The sequence below is a fragment of the Dyadobacter sp. CY323 genome, assembly GCF_021390245.1.
Classification (GTDB): domain Bacteria; phylum Bacteroidota; class Bacteroidia; order Cytophagales; family Spirosomataceae; genus Dyadobacter.
Map to the genome: position 1 here is coordinate 41,869 of NZ_JAJUXH010000009.1, position 11,029 is coordinate 52,897.

At 42.9% G+C, this 11,029-nt stretch carries 11 protein-coding genes; 4 read left to right on the forward strand and 7 right to left on the reverse strand.

What is annotated here, in order from left to right; all coding sequences use genetic code 11:
* The first annotated feature begins 61 nt into the window (after nucleotides 1–61).
* Complete coding sequence (locus tag LZG72_RS14520) at nucleotides 62–538, forward strand: Lrp/AsnC family transcriptional regulator (protein ID WP_233873520.1); 477 nt, start codon at nucleotides 62–64, stop codon at nucleotides 536–538.
* A gap of 226 nt (nucleotides 539–764) precedes the next feature.
* Here the strand turns inward: LZG72_RS14520 and LZG72_RS14525 are convergent, their stop codons facing one another.
* Nucleotides 765–2,468 carry a hypothetical protein gene (locus tag LZG72_RS14525; protein ID WP_233873522.1) on the reverse strand — a complete coding sequence of 568 codons (1,704 nt, stop codon included), beginning with the start codon at nucleotides 2,466–2,468 and terminating at the stop codon, nucleotides 765–767.
* A gap of 147 nt (nucleotides 2,469–2,615) precedes the next feature.
* Here LZG72_RS14525 and LZG72_RS14530 point away from each other — a divergent pair, with 147 nt between their 5' ends.
* The 3 genes from LZG72_RS14530 (at nucleotide 2,616) to LZG72_RS14540 (ending at nucleotide 5,649) form a co-directional block, all read left to right on the forward strand.
* On the forward strand, nucleotides 2,616–3,230 hold the full coding sequence (locus tag LZG72_RS14530) for an RNA polymerase sigma factor (protein ID WP_233873525.1): 615 nt from the start codon (nucleotides 2,616–2,618) through the stop codon (nucleotides 3,228–3,230).
* On the forward strand, nucleotides 3,220–4,674 hold the full coding sequence (locus LZG72_RS14535; RefSeq protein WP_233873528.1) for a hypothetical protein: 1,455 nt from the start codon (nucleotides 3,220–3,222) through the stop codon (nucleotides 4,672–4,674). Before LZG72_RS14530 ends, LZG72_RS14535 begins: the two co-directional genes overlap by 11 nt.
* A gap of 90 nt (nucleotides 4,675–4,764) precedes the next feature.
* Nucleotides 4,765–5,649, forward strand: a complete 885-nt coding sequence (locus tag LZG72_RS14540) for a Ppx/GppA phosphatase family protein (RefSeq protein ID WP_233873531.1) — start codon at nucleotides 4,765–4,767, stop codon at nucleotides 5,647–5,649.
* Between the two features lie 36 nt (nucleotides 5,650–5,685).
* Here LZG72_RS14540 and LZG72_RS14545 read toward each other — a convergent pair whose 3' ends face one another.
* The 6 genes from LZG72_RS14545 to LZG72_RS14570 all read right to left on the reverse strand — a co-directional run bounded on the left by LZG72_RS14545 (nucleotide 5,686) and on the right by LZG72_RS14570 (nucleotide 11,028).
* On the reverse strand, nucleotides 5,686–6,057 hold the full coding sequence (locus tag LZG72_RS14545; RefSeq protein WP_233873534.1) for an SxtJ family membrane protein: 372 nt from the start codon (nucleotides 6,055–6,057) through the stop codon (nucleotides 5,686–5,688).
* Between the two features lie 98 nt (nucleotides 6,058–6,155).
* A complete protein-coding gene (locus tag LZG72_RS14550) occupies nucleotides 6,156–6,305 on the reverse strand; it encodes a DUF5989 family protein (protein ID WP_015812275.1) in 150 nt (49 codons plus the stop codon).
* Nucleotides 6,306–6,368: 63 nt separating this feature from the next.
* Complete coding sequence (locus LZG72_RS14555; RefSeq protein ID WP_233873537.1) at nucleotides 6,369–7,484, reverse strand: SGNH/GDSL hydrolase family protein; 1,116 nt, start codon at nucleotides 7,482–7,484, stop codon at nucleotides 6,369–6,371.
* Nucleotides 7,485–7,510: 26 nt separating this feature from the next.
* Nucleotides 7,511–9,373, reverse strand: coding sequence for a carbamoyltransferase (locus LZG72_RS14560; RefSeq protein WP_233873540.1), 1,863 nt, complete (start codon nucleotides 9,371–9,373; stop codon nucleotides 7,511–7,513).
* 133 nt (nucleotides 9,374–9,506) lie between these two features.
* The gene (locus LZG72_RS14565; protein ID WP_233873543.1) at nucleotides 9,507–10,541 is read right to left on the reverse strand and encodes a hypothetical protein; all 1,035 of its coding nucleotides are present in this window, start codon (nucleotides 10,539–10,541) and stop codon (nucleotides 9,507–9,509) included.
* A gap of 100 nt (nucleotides 10,542–10,641) precedes the next feature.
* Nucleotides 10,642–11,028 (reverse strand): acyl-CoA thioesterase, encoded by a 387-nt coding sequence (locus LZG72_RS14570; protein WP_233873546.1) that lies wholly within the window; start codon nucleotides 11,026–11,028, stop codon nucleotides 10,642–10,644.
* Between the last annotated feature and the right edge of the window lies 1 nt (nucleotide 11,029).

Here is an 11,029-nt window from a genome sequence, read left to right on the forward strand (position 1 = left end):
AATCTCCAAACTATTTATCTATCTTCGTTTCGTTACCAAATTGAATAAAGATATTCTATCTATGTACAATCTCGACGAAACAGATGCTAAAATCCTGCATTTGCTGCAACAGGATGCGACTTTGAAAACACGGGAACTGTCGGAAAAGTTAAACCTTTCGTATACACCTGTTTACGAACGCGTGAGGCGACTGGAAAAAGAAGGTGTGATCAGAAAATATGTGGCGCTGGTGGACCGGGAAAAAGTTGGGAAAAAGCTGATGGCATTCTGCAATATTGCTTTAAAAGAGCATTCCAAAAGCATGGGAGAGAAATTTGTGAAGGCGGTGATCGCTATGCCGGAAGTGATGGAATGCTTCAACATCTCCGGAGATTACGATTTTTTATTAAAGGTAGTCGTCGAAGATATGTCTCAGTATCAGCAATTTTTAATGCAAAAATTAGGCTCTCTTGAAAACATCGGCAGCACACACAGTTTGTTCGTAATGGGTGAAATCAAGAATTCATCTGCGCTGGAAATGCTGAGCAGTAAAAAATAAATACGGCACCGGAAGATCCAGCACCGTATTCCAACTCACCCCTAACAAAAATCTTTTATGACGTTTTACCAATTACCTGTGGTTCGTACACGTCGTATAATTGTATTTTCTGATCAAGTATTTTCCTCATTTACGCCATGAAAAAGCGGTGTGTTGCAACGTCCGGCTACTTTTTATTCCATTTTGTGATTATTCGACTTGCCGGAATATAAGAAACAGGCAACCATTAAAGCGGATCGTTGATCTTCATGATTTTGTCACCGCGATTGGATGGACAGAAAATGGCCAGCTTATATCCATCACCGTCGGGACGTATGAAATCGTAATCCACTTGTGTCGCGAAGCCGTTTTTGAAGTAGCGGAAACTTGTCAGCATTTTGACTTTTCCATTTTTTACAGGATCGCAGGGAAGCAGATATATATTTTTCTGATTGTAAAAAACCAGGTAGATGCCTTTGTGATTGTTGGGAGTTTCCGGAAAATGATCCGAAGCCACGTAAATGCAATTGCTTTTTTTATCAATACAACCTTCTGACTTGGTGACTGTTACATGGCTTAACTCTTTGGCATTCAAAATGCTTGAAAGTGTCAGTTCCGGAAATGCATTCTTGAAACGATATACTGGCTCATCTGCCTTCGAAATGCTGTCACTTACCGCAACGCTGGCAGGCGCATAGTACGCGGTATGCCGGTAGATAACCCAGTCGTGATTTACTTTATAATTGTAAACTCCTGCCAGAAATGAAGACTTGAAATTGGCAAGCTTATCAAAATTCATAAAATAATTAAACCCCAGCAAAAGCAACGCTATCGATCCGTAACCTGCCGCTACTGCCTTTTTATTTTTGAAAAACATGAAACACCACAAATACGCAAGGATGAAAAACAGCATGGAATAAATCCGGTACCTGCTGGAAACGGTATTCATGCTTTCCCCAAAAGTTCGCGAGTAGGTCATCGCGAGGGTGGTAAGCAGGATAAAAAGCGCCATTCCAAGCCAGATTACCTTTGGTTTGCGTGTATCCGTTCGTGGAGTATATACCGGCCGATCCTGAAAAAGAAATATAAAAACACCTATCAGAATTACTACCAGTAAAATCAGGCCCATTAACAGGGAAGGCAGATTCTCGGCCTGAAAATGTGAGTTCGTATTATCAATGAGATTAAAAACACCTCCGATAAAGACCAGCAGATTATAGATGATATACATGGGATACCGAAAGTGCACGAACAAATCAAATGACTTCGTCGCACTATGCACACCATAACCGTAGAAATAGCAACATACCATCAAAACAGCCACAGTTGCCCAGATCCCCGCTTTTTTGAACTCTTTCAGGTACAGCAACACGATGAATGCGGAAAAAAACGCGAACATCCCATTCCCAAAAGAGAACGTAGCAATGGATGCTGTAATAATTCCGAGAAAAAAAGCGGTCTTGGATCCCTGGGCCACCAGATAGATGGTGAGTAACCCGAGAAAACAGACTGGCATGTAAACCGTTGCCGCTCCCGCCCATACGTTTCCCTCGAATGCCGCCGGGTTAAACAGAATTAATACAACCGGCAGTAAGTAAAACCATGAAAACTGCCCGACTTTGCGAAGAAAAAAGCCGAATAAAACCGTCATGGCGACCAGTGTCAAATTGCCCAACAAGATGATGGTCACGAAATTGACCTGTCCATGGATCAGAAGGGAAATGAGGGCCGTCAGGCGAGAAAACAGAATGCGGTGCTCCACCCATTGCTCGGTAAGCAGCGACCAGCCTTTGAGCAGGCTGTCCGAATCGTGAAATTCTTGCGCAAAAAGCAGCAAACAATAAAAATCATCGCCAACCGGAATATCAACTGAATTCGACGCTACTAGGAAGAAAAACAGGCCGATGAAAAATAAACTGGATAGGAAACTTAGTACCTTCAGAACAGTCATGCAGGGTGTGTAAAAATCGACTTTGCCCAAACTTTGATGTCAAAAATAGGTAGTTTTAAATTAAATACTCATTACCTGCAACAATCTCCACAACCGAAGCGTAACCTTATTCAAGAATTCAATCCCTGACAACATTATACCCTGACTTTGCTATTTGGAAGAAAAATATCCTTTGACGAGCACAACTTCGACTCAGTTGTGGCTGCCTGCATTGCTGGAAACAGTCAGGCGCAGAGGCATCTTTACAAACAATTTTTCGGGTATTCCAAAAGCATTTGCCTTCGCTATACGAATACAACTGAGGAGGCTGAGGAGGTTTTAAACGAAGGATTTTTGAAAGTTTTCAACAATTTGACAAAATATGACTCGAATCATCCATTCAAAGCATGGCTGAGGACGATCATGGTAAATACGGCCATCAGCTATTACCGGAAGCACAAAAAGCACAGCGAGGACGTCATTTCACTGGAAGACGCTCCTTATCCCAAATTTGATGAAGACATTATCAGTCAGATTACCGCAGATGAAATCCTTGAACTTATTCAACGGATCAAGCCTGTTTACAAAAATGTTTTTTTATTGTATGTTGTAGATGGCTACAATCACAGGGAAATTGCCGATTTACTGCAGCTCAACGAAGCTACGGTGCGTTCGCATTATGTTCGGGCCAGAGCTCGTTTGCAGCATTTGATTAAACAATATTACCCACATCTCTTCCCAAGTGATTGGGCCGTAAAGTCATTCCGAGGAAATGAAAACTAATCTATTTGAAAATACTATACGCCGAAAATTAGAGAGTATCCAGCCAGACTTTCAGGAGCAGGATTGGGCCAAAATGCAGCAATACATGCAGGTCCACACGCCCCCATCTCTCTGGCAACAATACGGCTCATGGATTGGCTACGCAGCTGCCGCATCGATCACGACGGTCATGTCATTTATGTACATTAACCAGCTCTCGCAAAACGACAGCCTGGTATCAGACGTAAAGAATCTTAAAAATCAGATTGAGGTAATTAAGAACCAGCCAACAATCGCAGGAAAGACGGATACGGTTTATCTTGTTCAAAAAGAACAATTTACGAATAATGAGCAGCAAGCTGCAAAGGCGCCCGGGAGGATTTACGTTGAGAAAAATACCGTGCGGAGTGACCAATTCGCCATTACGAATGGTAGGGATGCAAACCGGGCTACTAACAACATTGTATTAAATACTACCTCCGATCCGAGCGAAAATGTCGCAGAAATAGTCTCTGAGATTTATGGTCACGACAAAACGATTACTCATGCAGAAAAAACCATTGCGGAATCGGGTGCTGCATCTGAAAATGAGAGCCTGACAGCAAATGCCAATGAGCGGGTGCTAAACCGCGAATTTGAGCCAATGGTGGTTAGCGGTGTCACAACTTTGGGTAACTCATCCTATTTATCAAGAAAAATGAATTATGGGCTCGCCAGCAGGATTTCTTCCAGGCAGGTACAACAATCCTTGAATGCCCGAAAAACAGATATTGGCAGTACTCATATCGCCAGCAATGCAAATACAGCTTCGGATAAAAAGGTCGAACAAACTGCCAAAGCCGATAATGTAATTCCAAAATTCAATATCAAAGTACCTTACCGTTTTGGAGGTGGAATCCACATTGAAGGGAATGGTCAGGCAAAAACGGTAGTTGGGGAAGTACTGCTTGCCAAGAAATTTTCCATTACCGCAGGCATCAGCTGGTTGAAAGTGAAACCAATGGAGTTTTTTACGGAGAAAATATTTCGTGAGAAAAACCGGAAAGACTTTAAAAGAACGCATCCCGATCAGGTTCCGCTGGCTTTCGAAGTGTATAATATTAAAGTCAACCCAACCCTGGTTCAAATTCCGCTGACTATCGCATTCCGGAACGATATCAAGGATAACTGGGCATATTATGCGGGAGTGGGAACGAACATCACATTGAAATCCAAAGAAAACATTTCATTCGATTGCAAGGCTCCGAACAATGCCTATTTCACCCAGGCTTTTGACAAAAAGACCGATTCGCCGGCCATTAATTCCGTTAATTTTTCAATGGGTATTGAAAAAACATGGCATCCGATCGTGATACAGGCGGAAGGATATTTGTTTACTTATTTCCAACCACTCACCCCGCTAAGCCACTCTGCTGGCCCGGGCATGAAACTGAAACTTCTGTATCAGATCGGGCGAAAAATGTAAATAAGGATCTTTAACTTTCACGGGAGGTGTAGAAACTTGTTCGTGAAAGTTCTACTTTTGGTCTTTATTCACTCCCTACCACCATACTGCTTGAAATTCGCTGCAATAGATATTGGATCCAATGGTGCCCGAATGCAAATCTCATCTGTGTTGCAGGATGAAGGTATCTCTCGTTTTAAAAAGGTAGAATACGTCCGCTTTCCGCTAAGATTGGGCCATGATGTTTTTACTCAGGGAAGGATTTCTTCGATGAGCGAGGACCGGCTGATGAAACTTATGCTGGCTTATCAGCTGCTCATGGAATTGCATGAAGTGGACGACTTTATGGCATGTTCTACCTCGGCAATGCGTGAAGCTGAAAATGGTTTTGAAGTACGCGACCACATTGCGCAACGTACCGGTATTCATATTCAAATCATTGATGGTCAGCGCGAAGCGGAGCTTGTAAATAATGTCGTTGTGAAATCGCTGAGTGAAGGTCAGTACATTCACATTGACGTAGGTGGCGGCAGCACAGAACTCAACTTATATAAAGACCGCGTCAAAATCATTGCGAAATCGTTCAAACTCGGATCCGTCAGGCTTTTGGAAGGAAAGGAATCCAAGAATTCCTGGTTGAAAATCAAAGAATGGATTAATCAGAATGTCGACTATAATTTGCCGATTCAGGCAGTTGGCACGGGTGGAAACATTAACAAACTTTTTGATCTCTCATCCAAACTAACCGAGAGTTCCACAAGCATTGACGAAATTGAAAGAATGAGGGACTACATTGCGAAATTCACATTCGATGAGCGTGTGAATAAATTGCAACTCAACCCCGACCGCGCAGATGTGATTGTTCCGGCCGGCGACATTTATCTGTCTGCGATGAAATGGGCTGGTGCAAAAGTCATCCACGTTCCTGACGTCGGCCTCAAAGACGGTATGCTTCAGCTATTGTACGATCGGGCATGCCGCAAAAAAAAGGCCTGAACCAGGCCTTTTTGATCTTATTAACTTAACTTTTCACTACCAGACCTGTTCAAGGTCTTTCGCGGAATATTTGTGATTTCGTTCTGTAAAAACGGAATTACCTGACTCTTTCTTCAATCCCAGTGGATTTTTCTTTTTACCCATCCGAGCAAAAACCGCTACCGGAAAAAGTACGACAAAAAATACAAGTGAAAGGAGTATTTTGCCATTGATCGCACCTAATATCTCCGCCAGTTTATACCAGCCTTTTACGATCAAATCCCCCGCAACGGGAATTGCCAGACTTATCACTCCAATCGCAGCTGCGGCAACGATGAAATAAGGATATCTCGACTTAAAAATATAATACAATACCAGCAATCCGGTTACGATGACCAGCTGGGCTTTGGTCTTATCTGACTCACTCATTTGATTTGTGGAAAAATTTGAACGCGCTGGTACTTATGAAGATACCAGCGCAACTAGTTTTAGTCTCTGATTCAGGCCTGCGAAACAGACCACGAATTTTAGAACAAAGTATAGATAAATGGAGCCACTGCGGACCCACCACCAATCACGATCAGAACCCCGATCAGGAGCAGAACGATAATCACCGGAGCAAGCCACCATTTTTTGCGCTCCTTCATAAAAGCAAACAAGTCTGTCAAAAAATCCATTTCCTTTTAATGTTTTAGATTAAATTATAAAATTACGTTACTTCAATTCATTAAATCAATGCATCATTTCATCGCATTGTAAAGTCTGTCGGCGATCAATGCATTCAGGGTTGCACTTCCATGACCGTCATTTTTTCCCACAACACGCTCTTTCTCAGGAATTTTAGTGATACCATCATTTATCCCGACTACGGTTACACCCTTCGAACGGAGGTAATCTTCAACCGGCTTTGTATACCCAGCACTTTTTTCAATTTGAAACAAAAACGGGATAAACACGGCGTACATTTTAGCATTTGTGCTATCTCTGTATTCGGTCATCTTGGAGAGATCGCGAAGATGCGCATTAAGAACGGTTGAATCGGTATACGCAGTCTGTACAAACTTTTCAAATGTGCTGAAACCGGTATGAGGCAACTGCCAGTAGATAAAATTCGGCAGATAAAACCTTTTCACAATTGTCGCCATGGGCCCCGTCAAATCCGCATATGGTTCAGCGCCAGACAATGTCAATCCCTTTTCTCGTCCGACCTTTTCGATATCATTCGGGAAATACTCAAGAATGATAATGTCCGGCTTAACGGGGAATTCCGCGAGTCTCTTTGCTTCGTCGCGCGTGTCTGCTCCCGACATTCCAAGATTATAGACCGAATATTTATCAGGCCCCAACTTCGCTTCAAGCATATTGGAGAAGCGTTCGTTTACATCTTTCAATCCATGTCCGGCGGCGAAAGAATCTCCGATAACCAGTACATTTTTCTTGGTTGATTCCTGCTTTATTTCTTTATCGTGGTAACCAAGCGTATTCACCGGGTTCCAATATTTCTCCCACCAGATCTGTGATGCCTTTGACAAAACGCCTTCATGACTTTGCGGGATGTACATGAAGATGATCTCGAGAAAAATAAGTGTAACCACTAACGGAATGACAATGGTTACAATATTCGCAATCAATCCTTTCGCTTTACTTTTGACCACCCCATAATAGAAAATGCGGAGGATCTCGATGATCAGCAGGAACCAGAAAGAGAATTTGGCAAGCCTGACATACCAGCTGTCGCTTTGCGGGAAACCGGGATAATCAAATTTGATGTGAAATTTGTCCGGGTAAAATAAAAAGATAAAAAGCAGCCCCAGAAAGATCATTCTAACGAGGCTTGTAAAAATTTTAGATGCCATTAGTGATGTTAATCATGGAAGGATAATTAATCCAAAACGAACTCTTCCTTCCAATTGTCCTTTTCAAGCCACTCCGGTTGTTGTTTCTTGTTGAAAATGAAATTACCAACCACCAGATAGTCCATTTCGGTACGCATAAAACACCTGTAAGCGTCATTGGGCGTGCAAACAATCGGTTCACCGCGAACGTTGAAACTGGTATTAACGATTACCGCGTAGCCAGTGAGTTGCTTGAAGGAATGAATCAGATCGTAATACCTCGGATTGGTATCTTTATGGACTGTCTGGATCCGCGCGGAATAGTCAATATGCGTGATTGATGGGAGGTCGGAGCGCTCGAAGTAAAGCTTTTCGCGAAGATCAAGCGAACCATAATTAGATGGAACCGGCTTGCGGCGGCTTTCAGCTACTGGATGAACCAGCAGCATGTAAGGTGAAATTCCATCGTAATCGAAATAATCGGAGCATTCTTCCGCGAGAACGGATGGCGCAAATGGCCGGAAAGATTCGCGGTATTTAATTTTGAGGTTGAGTTTTTTCTGCATTTCGGCATTTCTTGGATCTCCCAGTATGCTTCGTCCACCCAATGCACGCGGCCCGAATTCCATGCGTCCCTGCACCCAGCCTACTACATTTCCTTCGGCAAGTAATTTCGCAGCCTCATCCGTAAGTTCCTGAAAATTATCGTAGTAAGTGTAAACTGCTTTGTATTTTTTTGCAGTCAGTGCCACATCCAGATCCGAGAAGGTTGGACCCAGATAAGAACCTCTCATTGCATCTGCTTTCCAGGTAACTGTTCTTTCCTGACCGAAATAAATGTGGTACGCAGCTTGCGCCGCTCCTAATGCGCCACCGGCATCACCCGCAGCAGGTTGAATGAAAATGTCCTTAAAAATATTGGCTTTCTGAAGCTTGCCGTTTGATACGCAATTCAATGCAACACCGCCAGCCATACACAAATAATCAGCACCTGTTAATCGTTTCGCTTCTTTCGCCATTCTGATCACCGCTTCTTCCGTGATATTCTGAATTGCAAGACCCAAATTACAATGCATGGCTTCTAGCGGATCTTCCGGCCTTCTTGTTTTGAATCCGAAAAGAGCCTCCCATTTATGCTCATTCACCATTTTCAGGCCGGTTGCATAATCAAAGTACTCCTGATCAAGCCAAACGGAACCATCTTCTTTTAAATCGACAAGGTCTCTCAGTATGATTTCCTCATACTTTTTAATGTCAGGAGAATGCGGATCTCCGTAAGGTGCAAGTCCCATGAGTTTGTACTCGCCGGAATTCACCCGAAAACCTAAGAAATAAGTAAATGCTGAATATAGCAGACCAAGTGAATGCGGGAATCGCAACTCCTTTAAAATACTGATATCCTTTCCTTCGCCGAGACAAATGGAGGCTGTCGCCCATTCACCCACCCCGTCGATTGTCAGAATAGCCGATTTTTCAAATGGAGATGGGTAATACGCACTGGCTGCGTGCGACAAGTGATGCTCAGGGAAGAGCATTTTTACTTTTTTCTTTTTGTCGTACCCAAGCTTAACCAGCTCCTCATTGATCAGACGTTTTAAGAACATCTTTTCCTTGATCCATACCGGCATTGCGGTTAAAAAGGATTTTACTCCTTTGGGGGCAAAAGCATAATACGTTTCGAGTAATCTTTCGAATTTCAGGAGAGGTTTGTCATAAAAAACGATTGCATCAAGCTCGTTAATGGATAAACCGCCGTATTCCAGGCAAAATGATACCGCATTGGAGGGGAAACCTGGATCGTGTTTTTTACGGGTAAACCGTTCTTCCTGGGCTGCTGCTACAATTTCACCGTTATCAATAAGAGCTGCCGCAGAATCATGATAGAAGGCCGAAATACCTAGAATTTTCATTAAGTGTTTAAATTATGTGTACAGTTACTCCTATACCGTCCAAAAGGCGTGCAAGTTAAGCATTTTGCTCAACCGTGCAATTCAGGGAGACCTTGTCTGCCAATGGTAACAGGAGTTTAATAGTCATTCCAGCTTATTTAACGATCTTTTCACGTATAATAAATCCTGCCATTTCATGAGCAAACCTTTGAGCACCAGCTTCACTCACATGGCATACGTCACAGAATAAAGTCGAATCTTTTGGCATTGTTGCTTCCATATCCAAAAACGGCATCCGGTATTTCTTAACCAACTTCCGTAGTCCCATATTGTGTATTTCAATGCCTTTGTGCACGTTTTCAGGAAGTCCCCATATCGTGACCGGGGACGCGAAACGGCAGCCTGCGAAATGTTTCATGTCTTTTTCCTTGCCCGTCAATTTCACATTGGGTGGAAAATAACTTGCATAGCTCATCAGCACCAGCTTATCCCCGCGCGACGCCGCGGTTTTGATCAAACGCTCGATATTCTTTTGGTAAGGTACCGCTGTTTTAATGTCTGAACCGAAAACCGCATAAGCCGGATCTACTTTATCCTGACTGATAAAAACCCTTTTCTTAATGTTATCCCGTATAAACCGGATCGCTTTGTCGACGACATACGGGATGACTGTAATATTAATTTCGGGATGGGCTTGCAGCAGGTAAATCCCGTCGTACCATTGGATATGGGAGTAATCTTGTCTGAAATCTTTCGCCGGAATATTATTAGCCCGGTTCTCATTAATGGCCTCATAGTAAAAAACCAGGTCAAAACGCTGCTTGTCCAGTAATGTATACTTGAGAGCATTATCAAGTGAAGTATGACCTGCGCCCGCTATATTGTAGAATGCGAATTTTCTGTCTTTGTATTCATCTTTAAGGATTGTATCCAGGCGGGCTTCCAGGTTAGACCAGGGTGTACTTACGACAGATCCTCCGAGAATCAGGACGTCAAAAATATCATCGTTACTCTTTATATCTTTTTGCCGGACGGGATCCAGATTGGTATAGTAACTTTTATAAATATTGTCGGAAGGTTTGAAAAAGGGATAACCAAAGAAAACCAGAGTTAATCGAAGCAAAATCTCCGTGAGGAGGAAAAGGATGAGGAAGAATATCGCAGAAAAAAGAAATAAGCGCAACTTCATTACGAGCGTTAAAAACGGACAGGTTATATGCAAATATAGTAATCCGCAAAAACTTTAATGCATTTAATTATCTACCGTAAATTTCAGATTGCCTGCACCATTAGGCTAGTATTTTTGTAGGCTTATGTGCCTCATCCAAAGCCACAAACGTAAAAATACCGGTCACAGCCTTCTCCCGACCTTCTTCATACATTTTCTCGACAAAAATATCGACTCTCACCTTCATACTGGTGTTGCCGACCGTCTCAACTCTTCCGACGAGTTCGATGATCGTCCCAGCCGGAATGGGGTGAGTAAAATCAATGCGGTCCGAAGAAACTGTAACACAACGCAGCCTGGAAAACCGTGTGGCAGCAATGAACGCTACTTCATCCATCATCGATAATGCGGTTCCACCGAAAAGCGTATCGTAATGGTTGGTATTATTTGGAAAAACAGTTTTAAAAACCCTTGCTTCCGAGGCGGTAATCTTTTCTTCTAGTGTCAAA

Coding starts and splice junctions, on each gene's coding strand:
- LZG72_RS14520 (WP_233873520.1), top strand. CDS start 62: ATGTACAATCTCGACGAAACAGATGCTAAAATCCTGCATTTGCTGCAA.
- LZG72_RS14535 (WP_233873528.1), top strand. CDS start 3,220: ATGAAAACTAATCTATTTGAAAATACTATACGCCGAAAATTAGAGAGT.
- LZG72_RS14565 (WP_233873543.1), bottom strand. CDS start 10,541: ATGAAGTTGCGCTTATTTCTTTTTTCTGCGATATTCTTCCTCATCCTT.
- LZG72_RS14550 (WP_015812275.1), bottom strand. CDS start 6,305: ATGGATTTTTTGACAGACTTGTTTGCTTTTATGAAGGAGCGCAAAAAA.
- LZG72_RS14555 (WP_233873537.1), bottom strand. CDS start 7,484: ATGGCATCTAAAATTTTTACAAGCCTCGTTAGAATGATCTTTCTGGGG.
- LZG72_RS14525 (WP_233873522.1), bottom strand. CDS start 2,468: ATGACTGTTCTGAAGGTACTAAGTTTCCTATCCAGTTTATTTTTCATC.
- LZG72_RS14545 (WP_233873534.1), bottom strand. CDS start 6,057: ATGAGTGAGTCAGATAAGACCAAAGCCCAGCTGGTCATCGTAACCGGA.
- LZG72_RS14560 (WP_233873540.1), bottom strand. CDS start 9,373: ATGAAAATTCTAGGTATTTCGGCCTTCTATCATGATTCTGCGGCAGCT.